The following is a 17,947-nucleotide window of genomic DNA, read 5'->3' as shown; positions in this document are numbered from 1 at the left end:
CTATCCCACTCGCTCTTTACGGCCCAGAATGCCCTGGGGCCTAAACAGGAGTACGACGATCATGATCAAGAGGGCGCCAACGTACTTCAGGTCGGCTTCCAGCCAGAGGGTGGACAGCTCAACGAACAGGCCCACGAGCACGGAACCCAGCAGGGCGCCGAAAATGGTACCGAGACCGCCGAGAACGACGCCGGCGAAGATCAGCAGGAGGATCTGCTGCCCCATATTGAACGTCACGCCCGGACGGTAGTAGGCCCAGAGGATGCCGCCGAGGGCTGCGAGCACGCCGCCAGCGGTCCAGACAATCCGAATGACGCGGTCCACATCGATTCCCGATGCCGCTGCGAGAGCCGGGTTGTCGGAAACGGCCCGCGTGGCCTTGCCCAACCGGGTCTTGAGCAGCAGCAGGCCGATGGCAACGATGACGATGGCGCTGACCACCAGCGACGTCAGGGTGTTGCGGCTGATGGAAATGGAGCCGAATTCGAGAATGGGGCTGTTGGAACCGGGCAGCTGCTGGGTGGCGCCGCCGAAGAAGAACTGGATGACGTAGCGGCTGGCGAGGGCGAGACCGATGCTGACGATCATCATCGGGATCAGGCCCGAACCACGGCGCCGGAGCGGGTTCCATAGCCACGCATCCTGGATGTAGCCGAAGATGCCGCCGCCGAGGATCGCCAGGGCTATTGCGAGCCAGACCGGGAGCCCGGCGGCGTTGAAGCCGAACACCAGGACGGCTCCGAGGGTCACCATCTCTCCGTGCGCGAAGTTCGTCAGGCCGGTGGTTCCGAAGATCAGGTTCAGGCCGACGGCGGCGAGGGCCAAGAGCAGCCCGAAGCTCAAGCCCGCGATCAGACGTTCAACAAGCTGTTCCCCGAAGCTGGCGCCCTGGATGACAATGCCTTCGCCGAGCGGGAAGATCGCTGCCGCGTTGGAGGTGTTGGTGAAGGTTACTTCGCGTGGATTGGGCGTTCCTTCCGCAAGCTCCACGCCCTCGGGAAAGGTGGATACATCCACTTCCACCTGATAGGTGCCCCGCTGCGGAACCCCGATGGACCAGGAACCGTTTTCCCCGGTGACGGTTTCCCCCGTGAATCCTTCACCAGTGGCGGTTATTCTCACGCCAGGCACGGGGCCCTCGGCATTGCGCAGGACACCGCTGATCGTGTCCCGGAACGGTTCGGCCCGGGCACTCGTTGTTGAGTCCGGCGCCGGCGCGGGCGCAGTAGTAGCAGCCAGCGAGGGCGAAGCGATGAACAGCATTGCCGCCGTCATCGCCAGAATTGCGAGTAACTTCCCCCAGGGCCGAGCGAGCTTCGGCGTAGTTCTCAAAATACAAACCTCCACAGTGTGGGGTGACCCGACGTTTTGGCGGCAGGCAGCTGACGTCGCCTGTGATCTGTATCACGGACGTGTCGTTTATGTTACTCGGGGAATGCGTTCAGCATGTTGCGAAATGCTTGCTTTTCATCGCAATCGGATAACACTTGCACAGGTTCGGTGAAACGAAGCTGAGTTTAGCGCGCAGGGGAGGCCGGCAAGTACCTCAGGTCAGAGGTAAAGCCCGGTGCTCTTGTCCTGTTCCTCCGGCTCGGCCACTGCGTGGATGTCACGCTCGCGCAGCAGCACGTAGTCTGTGGCGTTTACTTCCACCTCGGCGCGGTCTTCCGGATCGAAGAGCACCTTGTCGCCTACGCTGACCTGGCGCACGTGGGGGCCCGCAGCGACGACGGCGGCCCAGGCCAGCCGCTTACCCATAGCGGCGGTGGCCGGGATAACGATGCCGGAGGAAGAACGGCGCTCGCTGCTGTCCTTGTCCAGCGCCACGAGAATGCGGTCATGAAGCATCCGCAGGGGCAGCTTGGGTGCGGCGGTGCGGCTGGAGGAGGAATCGGGGCGCGGGTTCACCCCCATATTCTAGCCATGCTGCCTGCCTGCGCGGGCCGCAACTGATGGTAAGCCACCGCAGGTCTGCGGCCATTTGAACGCCGATTCGGCATGCGGAAGCAGACGATCCGGACATTATTCACGGAACGGGATAAATTTCGAGCCTTCAAACGTTGTCATTGGTAGGGTTTATTCAGCTCGTACCCCTTAGATGGAGGACAACAACAATGGCCATGGGTGGAAATCCGGTCTTCAATAATCCAAATGCGTTCCGCAGCCAGCCGCAACGCTCGGCGAACGCCGGCGCAGGCATGCTCGCGGGCCAGTCCCAAATGTCCAGCCAGCAGCTCAATGAGCTGTACAACCAGCCCTCGGCCGGTCCCGCACAGACCGGGCGGATGACCTACGACGACGTCATCATGAAGACCATGGCCTGCCTGGCCTTGGTCCTCGCCGGTGCCGCCGTCGGTTGGATGATCCCGGCCCTGATGATTCCGGGCATGCTCGTCGGCCTGGTGCTCGGCCTGGTCAACGCCTTCAAGAAGGAGCCGTCCAAGGGCCTCATCCTGGCGTACGCCGGAGCCGAAGGCCTCTTTGTCGGCGGCCTGTCCATGGTGCTCGACAGAATGTACCCCGGCGTCGCACCCCAGGCCGTGCTGGGCACCGTCTGCGTCTTCGCCGTGACCCTGCTCCTCTTCAAGAGCGGCAAGGTGCGCGCGACGCCGAAGGCGATGAAGTTCTTCATGATCGCCATCATCGGCTACGCAGTGTTCTCCCTGGTCAACCTGGGGCTGCAGATGTTCGGCGTGATGGACACCCCGTGGGGCGTCCGCGGTATTGAAATCAACATCATGGGCATCGGCATTCCCCTCGGCGTGATCATCGGCCTGTTCGCCATCGGCCTGGCCGCGTTCTCGCTGATCATGGACTTCACCTCCATTGAGCAAGGCGTCCGCGCCGGTGTGGACCGCAAGTACTCCTGGACGGCCGCGTTCGGCCTGACGGTGACGCTGATCTGGCTGTACGTGGAGATCCTGCGCCTGCTCGCGATCCTTCGCGGCACTGAGTAGCAGCACCTTCCATAGTTCGACCTCAGCGGGTCCCGGCAGCAATGCCGGGGCCCGCTGTGTTTGGCGGGCTGTATTTATCGGGCACGCCAACAGGTGGCGTTCAGGCCAACCGCCGGGCGCCGTCGGCCGGGGCAACCGGAAAGACATCGGGCTGCTTGAATCCTGCCATCCGGAAAGAATTGACGACGGCGGTGCCCACCTTTTCTGCCGCTTCTTCCGGCACCAGCGCGATGGCCGAACCGCCGAATCCGCCTCCCGTCATCCGGGCGCCCAACGCGCCGTGCTGCAGTGCGGTGTCCACCGCGAGGTCTAATTCCGCACAAGACACTTCGTAGTCATCACGCAAGGAGACATGGCTGGCCGTTAAGAGGTCGCCGATGGCTGCGGGCCCGGATGCTGGGCCGGCTGTAGGCGCTGATGCAAGCCCCGCCGCGTGGCCTGCGGACGTCAGCAGGTGGGCTGTCTGCTGCACTCGCTGGTTCTCCGTGAGGACGTGCCGCACTCGGCGGAAGGTTGTTTCGTCCAACCGGCCTCGCGCGTCCGAAAGCATTCCTTCCTCCACATCCCGCAGGGAGTCCACGCCCAGGGCGTCGACCGCCCGGGCACAGTCGGCACGGCGTGCCGAGTATCCGCCGCTGGCGTGCGAGTGCGAGACCCTTGTGTCGATCACCAGCAGTTGCAGCCCCGCCTCGTGCAGCGGCAGGGGGACCGGCTGCGTAGCCAGGCTGCGGCAATCAAGGAGCAGGGCATGGTCGCCGCGGCCCAGGAGGGAAGCGGTCTGGTCGAGAATGCCGGTTGGTGCGCCTGCCATCTCGTTCTCCGCCTGACGGCAGATCTGGACCAGCTCCGGCAGATCGAAGCCAGCTCCCAGCAGATCGTTGAGGGCAACGGCCACGGAGCATTCCAGCGCCGCCGACGACGAGAGCCCGGCCCCGATGGGAACGTCCGATCCCAACTGCAGCTCCAGGCCGGGAATTTCCACCCCACGCTGGACGAAGGCCCACACGACGCCGAGAGGGTAGGTCGCCCAGCCGGTCACGGCGCCAGGTGAGATGTCAGCGGCAGCGAGCGTCACGTCGTCGTACGCAGGATCCAGGGCGGTGGCGTGGACGGTCGAATCCGTACGCAGGGAAACCGCGGCGATGGTGGAGCGGTCGATGGCCAGCGGAAGGGCGAAGCCAAGGTTGTAGTCGGTGTGCTCGCCGATGAGATTGACACGGCCCGGGGCGGCCCAGATGCCGTCGGGAGCGTGGCCGAAGCGTTGGGTGAAGGCGTCGGCAGCGGCGGTGGTGCGGCGGGTCATGCCGTGTCCGCCGCCCGGAGCCGCGCGGCGGTGTCCTCGGGCGCGGTGTCGTTGATGAAGGCGCCCATGGCGGCTTCGGAGCCGGCCAGGTACTTGAGCTTGTCCTCGGCCCGGCGCGGGGAGGTCAGTTGCAGATGGAGGTGGCCGGAGGGGCGGAAGTCTTCGGCGACGGGTGCCTGGTGCCACGCGGCGATATAGGGAGTGGGGGAGTCATAGAGATTGTCGAGCCGGCGCAGCAGTTGCGGGTAAAGCTCGGCGAGTTCGTCCCGTTCCGCTCCGGTCAGGGCGGCGAGGTCGGGGACCTGGCGGTGCGGAACCAGGTGTATTTCCAAGGGCCAGCGCGCGGCGAACGGAACGTAGGCACTGAAGTGGCTGCCCTCGACGATCATGCGCTCGCCGTCCGCCCGTTCGGCTGCCAGGACCGAACTGGTCAGGGTTTCCAAGCCGCCGGAGCGCAGGTAATGCCGCCGGGCCAGCTTCGCCATGCCGACGGTCCGCGGCGTAATGAACGGATAGGCGTAGATCTGGCCGTGCGGGTGATGCAGTGTCACACCGATCTCGGCGCCGCGGTTTTCGAAGCAGAAAACCTGCTGCACCCCGGCCATCGCGGACAGGGCCTCGGTGCGCTGGGCCCAGGCGTCCACCACCGTGCGGACCCGCTCGAACGGGAGCGAGCCGAAGGAACCGACGTGGTCCTCGGTAAAAGAGATGACTTCGCAGCGTCCGTACGCCGGGGCGCTGGCGGCAGGGGCGCCGTCGGGGGCGGGCAAGGCGCCGAGTTGCGGGCCAAAGGACGGGAAACGGTTCTCGAAGACCGCGACTTCGTAGCCAGAGGGAATTTCCGTTTGCCGTGCGTCGTCGGAGGGGCACAGCGGGCATTCGTCCGCCGGCGGCAGGTGGGTGCGGTTCTGCCGGTGCGCGGCCACGGCCACCCATTCTCCGGTCAGGACGTCATAACGCACCTGGCCGGTCTCTTCGCCGCGTGGATCCAGCTGCCGGCGGTCTACAGAGGAGGTGTCGCGGCGCAGCTTTGCTGCATCGGGGGCGCTGTCAAAGTAGATCAGTTCCCGCCCGTCCGCGAGCCGCGTGGAAGTCATGGTCGTCATGGCGGCTCCTGAGGATGCATTCTCCGGTACGTTTTAGCTATGAGCCACCCTACCTTTGCCACCGGTGAACAGTTTGAGATTGTCCGCGGAGACTCACGCGCCGTCATTACGGAACTCGCTGCCTGCCTGCGGTTGTTCGAGAAGAACTCCGTGCAGCTGACGGAGACCTTCGGCGACGACCAGATTCCGCCGGGGGCAGTGGGGATTCTGCTGGCACCGTGGCCCAACCGGGTGGACAAAGCGGTCTGGACCCTCAACGGCAAGGAACAAAGGCTGGACATCACGGAGCTCAAGCGCGGCCACGCCACCCACGGGCTGCTGCGGAACACCGGCTACCGCAAGGTGGAACACACCGAATCCGCCGTTTCGCTCCAGGCCGGGATCTTCCCGCAGCACGGCTATCCGTTCCACCTCACCCACCGCGTGCGCTACGAGCTGGATAACGACGGCGACCTGAAGGTCACGCAGTCGCTGGTCAACCATTCGGCGGAGGCCGCGCCCGTGGCCCTCGGCGCGCATCCCTACCTGCGGCTGGGACAGGAAGACACGTCGGGCCTGACGCTGACCGTCCCCGGCGAGACGTACCTGATCACGGATGAGACGCTGATTCCCCGGGACAAGGCGCCCGCCGCAGAAGGAGTGGACCTGCGCGCCGGGCGAGAGGTGGGCCCGTTGGACATGGACCGTGCCTACACCGACCTGATTCCGGCCGCCAGCGGCCGGGTGGAAAGCACCTTGAGCGTCTCGGACGGCAGATCCGTGACTTTATGGCAGGACGAAACATTCCCCTACACGCATGTGTTCGTGACAGACAAGTACCCGGGGCGGGCACAGGCGGTGGCCATTGAACCGATGACGGCGCCTGCGAATGCGTTCAACTCCGGCGATGGGCTCATCTGGCTGGAGCCCGGCGCTGAATTCGGCGGCAGCTGGGGCATCAGCGCCAAGGTCAGTCCGACGAATGTCCGGGCGTGAATATGAAACTATTGACACTATGACCCGGCCCTTCCCCGAGAACCGTCCACCGGCCGCCGGCCCGCGCGCCGGAACCGGTGCTCACCATGTCCGCGAGGACGTTCCGTACGCCCTGCGGATCAGTGCGGCCTGGGCCTGGCGGCTCGGCTTGATCATTGTGGTGGTCGGGGTGCTGATCTGGCTGCTCAGCTATATCTCGCTGATCATCATTCCGCTCATGGTCGCCGCCCTGCTGGCGGGCTTGCTCCAGCCCGTGGTCCGCTTCCTCCACAAGGCCAAAGTGCCCGGCGGCCTGGCCGTCGCCATCACGATCCTGGGCTTCCTGGGCCTGATGGGCGGGGCGCTGTCCCTGGTGGGGCGCCAGCTGTTCTTCGGCTTCCGCGAACTGTGGGACCAGGCGCTGGAGGGTGTGCGGCAGATCCAGGGCTGGCTGACCGATGGTCCCTTGGCACTGACCTCGGCCCAGCTGAACGACTACATCAACGAGCTGCTGGACCAGCTGCAGAACAATAGCAGCGCCATCCTCTCGAGCGCCCTCTCTGTCGGCTCCACTGCCGGCCACCTCGTGACCGGACTGCTGCTGGCAATTTTCGCGCTGATTTTCTTCCTGCTCGACGGCGAGCGGATCTGGACGTTCGTCGTCGGGCTGCTGCCTAAACGGGCCCGCGCGGCAAGCAACGGTGCCGGCCGCAAGGGCTGGCATTCGCTCGTCCAATACATCCGCGTCCAGGTGTTCGTGGCGTTTGTGGACGCCGTCGGCATTGGTGCCGGCGCGGCGATCATCGGCGTCCCGCTTGCACTGCCGTTGAGCGTGCTGGTGTTCATCGGCTCCTTCATCCCGATTGTCGGTGCCTTGGTCACCGGCTTCGTGGCGGTGCTGTTGGCCCTGGTAGCCAACGGCTGGGTCAACGCCCTGATCATGCTGGCCATTGTGCTGGGCGTCCAGCAGCTGGAAAGCCACGTCCTCCAGCCGGTGATCATGGGCAAGGCGGTATCCCTGCATCCGCTGGCCGTGGTGATTGCCGTGGCCGGCGGCACCATGGTGGCCGGAATTCCCGGTGCGCTCTTCGCCGTTCCGCTGCTGGCCATCGTCAACACGGTAGTGAAGTACATCGCGGCCCGGGACTGGGAACATGACAGCGCGCTCGTCGGGCAAGGGCCCAGTGAACCGTTGGCCGAGGCGCCGGGTACGAAAGGTGCACGCGGGGCCGGAGGTTCTTCGCCGGACAACGATGACGGGTCCGGGGATGAGGCAAAGAACGACGCCGGGGTCGCCCTAAAACAGGGCGGCGCGGTGAAACCCGATGCCAGGGACGGGACTGCGGAGGGCGCCGCCGTCGAGAATATGAAGCCCGAAAAGACTGAAGTTGGGGAACCGGGCGGTAATGCCCCCGAGGATAGGAACGAACTGCGAAAATGATGGATCTGAAAGCACTTCCCGTTACCGTTGACGACATCATGGATGCCGCCGAATTGCTCGACGGCGTGATCGAGCTGACCCCGGTCGAGCAGTCCCGAGCGCTGGGCCGGATGACCGGGTCCGATGTCTACTTCAAGTGTGAGAATCTGCAGCGCGCGGGCTCGTTCAAGGTCCGCGGCGCCTATGTGCGCATGGCCCGCCTGAACGAAGAGGAGCGGGCGCGCGGCGTGGTTGCGGCGTCCGCGGGAAACCACGCCCAGGGCGTGGCCGTCGCCGCGGCCAGGCTGGGCATCAAGGCCCGGATCTTCATGCCCATGGGCGTCGCCCTGCCCAAGCTGGCGGCAACCCGCGGCCACGGCGCGGAAGTTGTCCTGCACGGCCACAACGTTGACGAAGCCCTGGCCGAGGCCCAGCGTTACGCGGATGAAACCGGCTCCGTCTTCGTCCACCCCTTCGACAACACGGACATCATCGCCGGGCAGGGGACCGTCGGCCTGGAGGTGCTGGATCAGATCCCCAACGTGGACACCGTGGTCATGGGTGTCGGCGGCGGCGGACTGCTGGCCGGGGTGGCGACGGCGATCAAGGCCCGCGCCAAGGAGCTGGGCCGCGAGATCAGGGTCATCGGTGTGCAGGCTGAAAACGCCGCCGCCTACCCGCCGTCGTTGGCCGCTGACGCACTGGTGCCGCTGCAGAAAGTCTCCACCATGGCGGACGGCATTGCCGTTGGCCGGCCGGGACAGGTGCCGTTTTCCATCATCCGCGAGCTGGTCGACGACGTGGTCACGGTCAGCGAGGATGCCCTCGCCAGGGCGCTGATCTTCCTGATCGAGCGGTCCAAGCTGGTGGTGGAGCCGGCCGGCGCCGTGGGCGTGGCCGCGCTGATGGAAGGGGTCATCGAGAATCCCGGCACCACGGCTGTCATCCTCTCCGGCGGCAACATTGATCCGATGCTGATGCTGAAGGTAATCCAGCGCGGTCTGTACGCCTCGGGGCGGTTTATGTCCGTGCGCATCATGCTGGACGACCGGCCCGGTTCGCTGGCCCAGATCTCGCGCATCATCGCCGAGTCGGACGCGAACGTCACCCGCGTGGACCACACCCGCATCGGCGGGTCCATCAGCATGGGGGACGTGGCCATCACCATCGACATCGAGACCAAGGGCCACGAGCACTGCAAGCAGGTGCTGGGAAATCTGCGCGCGGAGGGCTTCCAGCCCGTCGTTGTGCATTAGCCATGGCCGACTCGTCAGGCCAGGCACCCCGGATCCAAGCGTCACGGGCGCGGCGGGGACTGGTGGTGCTCGGGGTCCTCACTGCCGTGCTGTGGGGCGTCCAGATAGTCAACGTGTCGACCGGGCGCGAGCTCAATTTCCTGCTGGGAAACATCCCGCGGACGCTCTACGGGCTGGACGGCATCATCTTTTCGCCCCTGTTGCACGCGGACTTCAGCCACCTGCTCAGCAACAATCTGCCCTTGGTGGTGCTGGGGTTCCTGGTGTTCCTGGAGGGCGTGCGCCGGTTTGTCGCGGTCCTCGCCTCCAGCTGGCTGGTATCCGGCGTCGGCGTCTGGCTCACCGGCGCGGGCCTGACGGTCGGCTCCTCGGGACTGGTCTTCGGCTTCCTGACCTACCTGCTGGTGCGCGGGTTCTACAACCGCAGCTGGAAGCAGATTCTGCTGGCCGTGGTGATCTTCATGTTCTACGGCTCGGTCCTGTGGGGCGTATTGCCGACGCCGGGCTCCGGCATTTCGTGGCAGGCCCACCTTTTCGGGGCGGTCGGGGGAGTGCTGGCGGCCGTCCTGCTGCGCAAGGGTTCGCGGCGCGGGAACCGGCGCGTGGGCAGCTAAAGCCAACTGCCGCCGTCGTTATTTTGGCGCCGTTGGCAAAGGGCTGCTGAGAAAAATGGCGGGCTCCCGGTGGGGAACCCGCCATTCGAATCCGGTCTGGCCGGATGCTGCTTTAGCCCTTGTACGGCTTGGCGGAGATGATTTCCACCGTGATTTCTTTGCCGTTCGGGGCCGTGTAAGTGGTCTTGTCGCCTGCTTTGAGGCCTTGGATTGCGGCGCCGAGGGCTGACCGCTCGCTGTAGACGTCGATGGCGGCGTCGCCGGCAACTTCGCGGCTGCCGAGCAGGAAGGTTTCCTTGTCGCCGGCGACTTTGGCTTCAACAACCATGCCCGGTTCGACAACGCCGTCATCGGCAGGTGCTTCCCCCACGTGCGCGTTGCGAAGCAGCTCGCTCAGCTGCCGGATGCGTGCCTCTGCTTTGCCCTGTTCCTCTTTGGCTGCATGGTAACCGCCGTTTTCCTTGAGGTCTCCCTCGGAACGGGCCTGCTCAATACGGGCAACAATCTCCGTACGGCCGGGGCCGGAGAGATGATCCAGTTCAGCCTTCAGGCGGTCGTAGGACTCCTGGGTGAGCCAGGCGACGGATGCGCTGGATGTAGACACGTACTTCTCCTTAGTTACTGCCGGTTTTCAAAGCTGAGACTCCGGCACGGTTACTTATTGCAGAAACGGCCGCCTGGTGGCAGCCGCTTCCATGCAAAGACCCCGCCATACTGGTGACTCGTCTAGCGAATTTCCTTAGTCACCTGATGGGCGGGGTGGAATGTATTTGAATAAGTCTAGTCAATCACAGAAGCAAATCCCAATAACCGAGACCGAGCTGCAACATTTGCTTCGGATTTTGACGCCCGTTTCGGCACGGGCACCGGAGAGCCACCGGCCGGGTCAGTCCACAATCCAGCAGCTGTCGACGCCGCCGGTAGTCGCGGGGGATTCCGTCCTGAGTTCTACGCGGTGTGCCGTGGTGCGGCCGTTGGCTGCTCCCTCGTCCTCCCCGTTGGGACCGATGGTGACAACCTTCCAACCGACGATCGCGTAGTTCTCGCTCAGGGCCTGGACCGCGCACTGCGCCGTGGCGTCCGCATCCTTCATGACCTGGAAGTCCACCACTACTGTTCCGTCGTCGCTAAGATTGAATCCGACGTCGGTGCTTGAGACGTCCTCGGAGCCCTGGATGGAGAAGGACATCCAGCCGGCGATGACGACGGCGACAGCCAGCGCGGCGATGGCCATCCACTTTTTGGCTTTCCCGCTGAGCCCGCGCTTTGGGGCGCCGTAGCGATTGGCTACGCTTAAGCCGGACGAGGTGTCCGTGGGAGTGGGTCCGGTGGTGCTCACACCACCACTTTATCGCGTCCCGGGAGCGCCCCGGTCCCTTCAGAATTCAGTCATAGTCCGTTCGTAGATCACCAGGAGTCTTTCGTGAGCATCCCCGCACAGCCCGGCGTGGCCACCAAGGGAAGCAGTTCCGGGGGCCGGCTTCGCCTGCTCGCGGTCCATGCGCACCCCGACGACGAGTCGAGCAAGGGTGCGGCGACGATGGCCAGCTACGCAGCGGCCGGCGTCGACGTTATGGTCGTCACCTGCACCGGCGGTGAGCGGGGCGACATCCTGAACGCGGAGGTGGCCGCGGTTCCGCACGCCCTGCGCGACCTGCCCGGCCTGCGCCGGCTGGAAATGGCCGACGCCGCCAAGGAGCTCGGCGTTGCGCACCGCTGGCTTGGTTTCGTCGACTCGGGCCTGCCGCAGGGCGACCCGCTGCCGCCGCTGCCCTTCGGCAGCTTTGCCACGCTGCCGCTGGAGCGCGCCGCGGCACCGCTGGTCCGCCTGGTCCGCGAGTTCCAGCCCCACGTGATCATCAGCTACGACGAGAACGGCGGCTACCCGCACCCGGACCACATCATGGCGCACAAGGTTGCCGTGGAGGCCTACAACGCCGCCGGCGACGCCGAGAGCTACCCCCATGCCGGCGAACCCTGGACGCCGCTGAAGCTTTACTTCGACCGCGCCTTCAATCCCGAGAGGTTCCGCGCCCTGCACTTCGCCCTCGAAGAGGCCGGCCTGCAGTCGCCGTATGCCGCCCGCATTGCCGCGTGGCAGGAGGCGGATGCCGAGGGGCACCAGCCGCCGATGCCGGTCCACCGGACCACCACGCAGATCGACTGCGGGGACTTCTTCGAGCATCGCGACCGCGCCCTGCTGGCCCACCGCACGCAGATCGAGCCCGACGGTTTCTTCTTCGCCGTATCGCCGGATATGCAGCGCAAGGTCTGGCCGTGGGAGGACTACACGCTGGTTGACGCCCGGGTGAAAACCTCGGTGCCGGAAACGGACTTCTTTGCTGGCATACGATAGAGACAGCACCACCTGATTTTCCGGGCACCTTGTGCCTCTTCCGGGCGATTTGTCCCGGGTTCTGCCAGAAAGAGACTGACTTTTGCACCTGTTGCACGTATTTGCCGCCGCAGCCCCGAACGACGAGCCCTCGCTGCGTCCGGGCCTTGACCCCGACCAGGTCACGCCCGGTGCCTGGGGCTTCTTCGCCACCTTCTTCCTGGCTGCAGCCATCATCCTCCTGATCTGGGACATGGCCCGACGGATCCGGCGCGTGCGCTACCGCCAGCAGGTTGAGGAAGCCGCCGTGCTCGAGGCAGCAGAGCGGAAGGCAGCAGACCAGAACGACGACGGCGAAGGCCGGCCGGGCGGCTCCGCTGCGGACACGGGGCGCGAGTTCCGGCTTCAGGACGGGTTCGATGAAAAGATCACCGGCGGCAAGCGCACCGATGAAGCCCGCGGGGACAAGTCCGGCCCGGATCGCGTGGGGTAGCTGATCATGGCCGGCAGACTGCGCAGCGAGGCCTCGGCCTACCTGCGCCAGCATGCCGGCAACCCGGTGGACTGGTGGCCGTTCGGCGACCAGGCTTTTGAACAGGCACGTCTGCGCGACGTGCCTGTTTTCATTTCCATCGGCTACGCCGCCTGCCACTGGTGCCACGTCATGGCACATGAATCCTTCGAGGACCAGGCCACTGCGGACGAGCTGAACGAACACTTCGTCAGCATCAAGGTGGACCGGGAAGAGCGCCCCGACGTTGACTCCGTCTACATGGCGGCGACGCAGGCCATGACCGGCCAGGGCGGCTGGCCGATGAGCGTTTTCGCGCTGCCGGATGGCCGCGCGTTCTACGCGGGCACCTATTACCCGCCGCGGCCGGTGTCCGGCATGCCCTCCTTCAGGCAGGTCCTCGCCGCGGTCACGGAGGCGTGGAGCCAGCGGCGCAGCGGCGTCGAGGAAAGCGCCAGCGCACTGGCGGAGGCGCTGGGCCAGGCCGAAGACGGCAACCGGCAGCTGCTGGGAGACCTGGTCCAGATGCCCGACGGCGGGTGGAACGGACAACTGCCGGCCTACCTTGAGCAGGGGGTCCGGCTGCTGGCGCAGCAGGAAGACCGGCAATTCGGCGGCTTTGGCGATACGCCAAAATTCCCGCCGTCGTCGGTTGTGCAGTTCCTGCTCCGGCACGCGGCCGGCGGCAGTTCCACGGCTGAGCTGGCGGACGGGCTCGCCGGGCGGACGCTGGGAACCATGGCCGGCTCGGCGCTCTACGACCAGCTGGACGGCGGCTTCGCCCGCTACGCCGTGGACCGGCAGTGGTCGGTGCCGCACTTCGAGAAAATGCTGTACGACAACGTCCAGCTGCTGCGGGCCTACGCGCAGTGGGCCATGCAGTCCCCACCGGGAGCGGACCGGGAGCTGGGCGCCGCGGTGGCATCGGAAACGGCGGAGTGGATGGTGGCGCGGCTCGGCATGCCCGGCGGCGGCTTCGCGTCCTCGTTGGACGCGGACACGGTGGTGGGCGGGGTGCACCACGAGGGCGCCACCTACCTCTGGTCCGTTGCCGAACTCGAGGACGTCCTCGGCGCGGACGGGGCCTGGGCGGCGGAAACCATGAACGTCGGGGCGCGGGGCACTGTCAGCGAAACGGGCTCGCCGCTGCATCCCGGGCGCCGGCTCGATTCCGCGGAGCAGCAGCGGTGGAACGCGCTGAAGCCCGCGCTGCTGGAGGTACGCAACCGCCGTCCGCAGCCGGCGCGGGACGACAAGATCGTTGCGGGCTGGAACGGACTGGCAATCGCCGCCCTGGCCGAAACAGCCGAGCTGCTGGACCGGCCGGACCTGCTCGCGGCAGCCGAGGCCGCGGCGGACTATCTGCTCCGGGTACACCTTGACGACGGCGGACGGCTGGCCCGGGTATCGCACGACGGCGCGGCGCAGGGCATCGAGGGGCTGCTGGAAGATTATGCCGGCTGCGCCGAGGGCTTCTTCGCGTTGTACGCCGTATCGGGAGCGCAACGCTGGTACCGCGCGGCCGAACAGTTGGTGTTACGGACCCGCGAGCTTTTCCTGCGCGACGGCGTGCTCAGCGACTCCGCAGTCCGTCCCGCACAGCTCTCGGCCGCCGCAGGGGAGCGGGGTGCGGCGGATCCGCTGGAAAGCGCCACCCCGAGCGGGGCCAATCTTTTCGCCGGGGTACTGCTGACCTACGCCGCCTACAGCGGATCGACCGAGCACCGCGGGCTGGCGGAGAACCTGCTCCAGTACCTGGAACGTGCCGCTCCCAAAGTGCCGCGGGCGGCAGGCTGGGGCATGGCCGCGGCCCAGGCCCTGCTCGCCGGACCGGTGGAACTGGCGGTCGTCGGGGAACCGGATGCGGTGGTGGAACTGGTGCGGGCGGCGCGGAAGACCGGGCTGCCCGGCATGGTGGTCGCCCGGGGTGCTGGGGGAACTGGGGGAACTGGCCGGAGTGGGGGAGTTGCCGGGACTGGGGGACCTGCTGGCGCCCGCGAGACTACGGGGAACCGGCGTGCCGCTGCTGGCGGATCGTCCGGCGCCCGCCGCGGGCGCTCTGGCCTACGTGTGCCGGGGGATGGTGTGCAGCCGGCCTGTCGGCAGCGTGGAGGAGCTCGTCGCCGAACTTGCCGGCTAGGCGGCGGCGCCGGCGCTCAGAACGGCCATCATGATGGCGGCGAAGTGGCAGCTGAAACCGACCACGGTGAACGCGTGGAACAGCTCATGGAAGCCGAACCACGTCACCGAAAGGTTCGGTTTCTTCAAGCCGTAGAACACCGCGCCGGCAATATAGAAGGCACCGCCCACACAGATGAGGATGGTGGCGGCGGGGTCCGCGGAGTAGAAGTCCGGGAGATAGAAAAGCGCGGCCAGACCAAGGCCGATGTAGACGGGCACATAGAGCCACCGGGGGGCGTTGGGCCACAGCACCCGGAAAGCGACTCCGGCGAGGGCTGCGCACCAGATCAGCCATAGCAGCAGCGTCGCTTTGGGCCGCTCCAGCAGTGCCCAGGCCAGCGGGGTGTAGGAGCCGGCGATGACCAGCATGATGTTGGTGTGGTCCAGCCGCTTGAGGATCAGCTTGGTCCTGGGTTCCCAGTCGCCCCGGTGGTAGACAGCGCTCACGCCGAACAGCAGTAGGCCTGTCAGCGCGTAGATCCCGGAGGTCAGCTTGCCGGCCGGCGTGGGTGCCATGCTGACCAGGATGATGCCCGCGATCAGCGCGAGGGGTGTGGCGCCGGCGTGCAGCCAGCCGCGGAGCTTGGGCTTGATGTTCAGCGCATCGGCGACTTCTTCCACGGCGGACTCGAGGGGGCCGTCGTTTTGTTCCGGGTCCCGGTCATAGGAGTCGTGTGGCAAGGTGCCGCGAGGAGTCATATGCGCATTCTATTCCAGTGGAATGCGTCACCTCACCGCCACGTGGTGCGGCGTTGCCGCTGAATGAAAGCCCCGCTACTGGCAACCTGGAACGTGGACCGGTAGCGGAAGCGATAGTATTTTCTCCGTTGGTTGCTGACAAGGAAAGGGCGGGTGCACAGTTGAGACTTCCGGCTGTGGTGTACCGCCTCTATGAGCGCAAGCTGCAGCGGACCCTGGCGCAGGAGCGGATCCCCGGCCATATCGGCGTCGTCGTCGACGGGAACCGCCGCTGGGCTAAGCTCGCCGGCACTCCCACGCGCGAAGGCCATCAGGCCGGCGCGGAGAAGATCCTGGAGTTCCTGGGCTGGTGCGACGAGCTCGGGGTCAAAGTGGTGACGCTCTACATGCTCTCCACCGACAACATGAACCGTTCCGGTGAGGAATTGGAACAGCTCATGGGGATCATCGCCAACACCCTGGACCGGCTCGGCGAGGGGAAGAACGTCCGGGTGAGCCCGGTCGGCGCGCTAGAAACGCTGCCGGAATACCTCAGCGACAAGGTCTGCCAGCTGGCGGAACAGACCAAGGGCGTCGACGGCGTGCACGTCAACGTTGCGATCGGCTATGGCGGCCGCCAGGAGATCGTGGACGCGGTCAAGGGCCTGCTCTACACCGCGGCCCGGGACGGCCGGGACCTGAACTCCGTTGCGGACGCACTCGATGTGGACGACATCTCCCGCTACCTCTACACACGCGGCCTGCCGGACCCGGATCTGGTCATCCGCACCTCCGGCGAACAGCGGCTCTCGGGCTTCCTGATGTGGCAGAGCGCCTACAGCGAGTTCTACTTCTGCGAGGCCCTCTGGCCCGATTTCCGCCGGCTGGATTTCCTGCGCGCACTGCGCGATTACGCGAGCCGGCAGCGCCGTTTCGGCGCGTAGATAAGCCGGCCGCGCGCCGTCGTCGTTCGTTCACCTTGAATTACTCCACAGGTTCCCCAAAAGCAGTTGTGCGGCAAATGACAGGGGCGTAGTTTGGAGCTATCAGTCAGCAAGACCGCAGATTGATCGGGAGGCCACCATATGCCGCTTTTCACGAAGCAGCGGGGGAGGCCGGTAACGGCCAGGTGGCCGGACCGTCTCACCCTGACCCAGATCATTCGGAGCGCGAGCGCTCCGGACGGGAGCTAAAGTGGCCACCACTGAGAACATGAGTCAAGTCGCCGAGACCGGACGCCAGGCAAACGAAACAGATGTTTCTGCTGCGGCGGACGGTCTTTCTGTTGCTGGCCAGGCGGCGGCAGAACCGGCCGGCAGAGCACCGGAGCCCGCACAGTCCTTTGTGCTGGACACCTCCGTTCTGCTGTCCGATCCGCGGGCGCTGATGCGCTTTGCCGAACATGAAGTCATCCTGCCGGTAGTGGTCATTACCGAGCTGGAGGGCAAGCGGCACGATCCCGAGCTGGGCTACTTCGCCCGCAAGGCGCTGCGGCTGCTGGATGACCTGCGGATTGAACACGGCGGGCTCAATACAGCGATCCCACTTGGGGAAGAGGGCGGATCGCTGCGCGTGGAGCTGAACCACATTTCCCCCGACGTGCTGCCGGCAGGTTTCCGGGGCGGGGATAATGACAGCCGGATCCTGGCGGTGGCCAAGAACCTGGCGGACGAGGGCAAGAACGTCACGGTGGTCTCCAAGGACCTGCCGATGCGCGTCAAGGCATCCGCCATGGGGCTGCAGGCGGACGAGTACCGCAACGAGCTGGTCAAGGACTCCGGCTGGACCGGCGTGGCCGAACTGGACGTGCTCGAGGACGACGTCAACAACCTCTACAACCACGAGCCGGTGTTCATTCCGGCGGCCGCGGAAATGCCAGCCAATACCGGCCTGGTCATGCTTTCCAACCGCGGCTCGGCACTCGGCCGGGTGGGGGCGGACAAGCAGGTGCGGCTGGTCAAGGGGGACCGTGACGTCTTCGGGCTGCACGGCCGGTCCGCGGAGCAGCGGCTGGCGATCGACCTGCTGATGGACCCGGAGGTCGGCATCGTCTCGCTCGGCGGCCGGGCCGGAACCGGCAAGTCCGCGCTGGCGCTCTGCGCCGGTTTGGAGGCCGTGCTGGAGCGCCGCGAGCACCGCAAGGTCGTCGTGTTCCGGCCGCTGTACGCGGTGGGCGGCCAGGAGCTGGGCTACCTGCCCGGTTCCGAGTCGGAAAAGATGAACCCGTGGGCGCAGGCGGTCTTCGACACGCTCGGTGCCCTGGTCTCCACCGAGGTGGTGGAGGAAGTGATGGACCGCGGCATGCTGGAGGTATTGCCGCTGACGCACATCCGGGGGCGCTCGCTGCATGACTCGTACGTGATCGTGGACGAGGCCCAGTCGCTGGAGAAGAACGTCCTGCTCACGGTGATGAGCCGGATCGGGCAGAACTCAAAGATTGTCCTCACGCACGATGTCGCCCAGCGCGACAACCTGCGGGTGGGCCGCCACGACGGCATCGCCGCGGTGGTGGAGACGCTCAAGGGCCACCCGCTCTTCGGCCACATCACGCTGACCAGATCCGAGCGCTCGCCGATTGCAGCGCTGGTGACGGAATTGCTGGAAGGGGCGGAGATCTAGGGGAGAGTACCGC

At 66.0% G+C, this 17,947-nt stretch carries 16 protein-coding genes and 1 pseudogene; 10 read left to right on the top strand and 7 right to left on the bottom strand.

What is annotated here, in order from left to right:
* Together B0G38_RS08275 and B0G38_RS08270 are read right to left on the bottom strand one after the other, a co-directional pair.
* Window positions 1-1,263 carry a branched-chain amino acid ABC transporter permease gene (locus B0G38_RS08275; protein WP_413542044.1) on the bottom strand — a complete coding sequence of 421 codons (1,263 nt, stop codon included), beginning with the start codon at window positions 1,261-1,263 and terminating at the stop codon, window positions 1-3.
* A gap of 288 nt (window positions 1,264-1,551) precedes the next feature.
* The gene (locus tag B0G38_RS08270) at window positions 1,552-1,914 is read right to left on the bottom strand and encodes a GroES family chaperonin (protein ID WP_264668990.1); all 363 of its coding nucleotides are present in this window, start codon (window positions 1,912-1,914) and stop codon (window positions 1,552-1,554) included.
* 200 nt (window positions 1,915-2,114) lie between these two features.
* Here B0G38_RS08270 and B0G38_RS08265 point away from each other — a divergent pair, with 200 nt between their 5' ends.
* A complete protein-coding gene (locus B0G38_RS08265) occupies window positions 2,115-2,957 on the top strand; it encodes a Bax inhibitor-1/YccA family protein (RefSeq protein ID WP_169991092.1) in 843 nt (280 codons plus the stop codon).
* Between the two features lie 100 nt (window positions 2,958-3,057).
* On the opposite strand, the gene galK is transcribed toward B0G38_RS08265, so the two are convergent.
* Window positions 3,058-4,260 (bottom strand): galactokinase, encoded by a 1,203-nt coding sequence (gene galK, locus B0G38_RS08260; protein ID WP_264668989.1) that lies wholly within the window; start codon window positions 4,258-4,260, stop codon window positions 3,058-3,060.
* Window positions 4,257-5,366: a galactose-1-phosphate uridylyltransferase gene (gene galT, locus B0G38_RS08255; protein ID WP_264668988.1), complete on the bottom strand. Its 1,110-nt coding sequence runs from the start codon at window positions 5,364-5,366 to the stop codon at window positions 4,257-4,259. Before galT ends, galK begins: the two co-directional genes overlap by 4 nt.
* Window positions 5,367-5,405: 39 nt before the next feature.
* Between galT and B0G38_RS08250 the strand changes: the two genes are divergently transcribed.
* Genes B0G38_RS08250 through B0G38_RS08235 form a run of 4 tightly spaced genes read left to right on the top strand, consistent with a single transcriptional unit; the run spans window position 5,406 to window position 9,610 of the window.
* On the top strand, window positions 5,406-6,341 hold the full coding sequence (locus B0G38_RS08250) for an aldose 1-epimerase family protein (protein WP_264668987.1): 936 nt from the start codon (window positions 5,406-5,408) through the stop codon (window positions 6,339-6,341).
* Window positions 6,342-6,360: 19 nt separating this feature from the next.
* Complete coding sequence (locus tag B0G38_RS08245) at window positions 6,361-7,761, top strand: AI-2E family transporter (RefSeq protein ID WP_264668986.1); 1,401 nt, start codon at window positions 6,361-6,363, stop codon at window positions 7,759-7,761.
* On the top strand, window positions 7,758-8,996 hold the full coding sequence (ilvA, locus tag B0G38_RS08240; RefSeq protein WP_169991082.1) for a threonine ammonia-lyase: 1,239 nt from the start codon (window positions 7,758-7,760) through the stop codon (window positions 8,994-8,996). Before B0G38_RS08245 ends, ilvA begins: the two co-directional genes overlap by 4 nt.
* Window positions 8,997-8,998: 2 nt before the next feature.
* A complete protein-coding gene (locus B0G38_RS08235; RefSeq protein ID WP_264668985.1) occupies window positions 8,999-9,610 on the top strand; it encodes a rhomboid family intramembrane serine protease in 612 nt (203 codons plus the stop codon).
* Between the two features lie 112 nt (window positions 9,611-9,722).
* On the opposite strand, the gene greA is transcribed toward B0G38_RS08235, so the two are convergent.
* Both greA and B0G38_RS08225 read right to left on the bottom strand, forming a co-directional pair.
* A complete protein-coding gene (greA, locus tag B0G38_RS08230; protein WP_264668984.1) occupies window positions 9,723-10,214 on the bottom strand; it encodes a transcription elongation factor GreA in 492 nt (163 codons plus the stop codon).
* Between the two features lie 282 nt (window positions 10,215-10,496).
* Entirely contained in the window at window positions 10,497-10,949 is a 453-nt protein-coding gene (locus tag B0G38_RS08225) for a DUF4307 domain-containing protein (RefSeq protein ID WP_264668983.1), read from the bottom strand.
* Between the two features lie 90 nt (window positions 10,950-11,039).
* Here B0G38_RS08225 and mca point away from each other — a divergent pair, with 90 nt between their 5' ends.
* The 3 genes and pseudogenes from mca to B0G38_RS23225 form a co-directional block, all read left to right on the top strand.
* Window positions 11,040-11,966 (top strand): mycothiol conjugate amidase Mca, encoded by a 927-nt coding sequence (gene mca, locus B0G38_RS08220; RefSeq protein WP_264669083.1) that lies wholly within the window; start codon window positions 11,040-11,042, stop codon window positions 11,964-11,966.
* Window positions 11,967-12,048: 82 nt separating this feature from the next.
* Window positions 12,049-12,438: a hypothetical protein gene (locus tag B0G38_RS08215; RefSeq protein WP_264668982.1), complete on the top strand. Its 390-nt coding sequence runs from the start codon at window positions 12,049-12,051 to the stop codon at window positions 12,436-12,438.
* A gap of 6 nt (window positions 12,439-12,444) precedes the next feature.
* A pseudogene (locus tag B0G38_RS23225) lies at window positions 12,445-12,873 on the top strand (DUF255 domain-containing protein); the annotation flags it as partial.
* 1,719 nt (window positions 12,874-14,592) lie between these two features.
* Here B0G38_RS23225 and trhA read toward each other — a convergent pair.
* Complete coding sequence (trhA, locus tag B0G38_RS08205; RefSeq protein ID WP_264668981.1) at window positions 14,593-15,336, bottom strand: PAQR family membrane homeostasis protein TrhA; 744 nt, start codon at window positions 15,334-15,336, stop codon at window positions 14,593-14,595.
* A gap of 161 nt (window positions 15,337-15,497) precedes the next feature.
* Here trhA and B0G38_RS08200 point away from each other — a divergent pair, with 161 nt between their 5' ends.
* Window positions 15,498-16,259, top strand: a complete 762-nt coding sequence (locus B0G38_RS08200; RefSeq protein WP_264668980.1) for an isoprenyl transferase — start codon at window positions 15,498-15,500, stop codon at window positions 16,257-16,259.
* A 268-nt stretch (window positions 16,260-16,527) separates the two neighbouring features.
* Window positions 16,528-17,934 (top strand): PhoH family protein, encoded by a 1,407-nt coding sequence (locus tag B0G38_RS08195; RefSeq protein ID WP_264669082.1) that lies wholly within the window; start codon window positions 16,528-16,530, stop codon window positions 17,932-17,934.
* The last annotated feature ends 13 nt before the right edge of the window (window positions 17,935-17,947 follow it).

This window comes from Crystallibacter permensis (assembly GCF_025960875.1).
Lineage (GTDB): Bacteria > Actinomycetota > Actinomycetes > Actinomycetales > Micrococcaceae > Crystallibacter > Crystallibacter permensis.
This window is presented reverse-complemented; position numbering and strand designations above follow the sequence as displayed.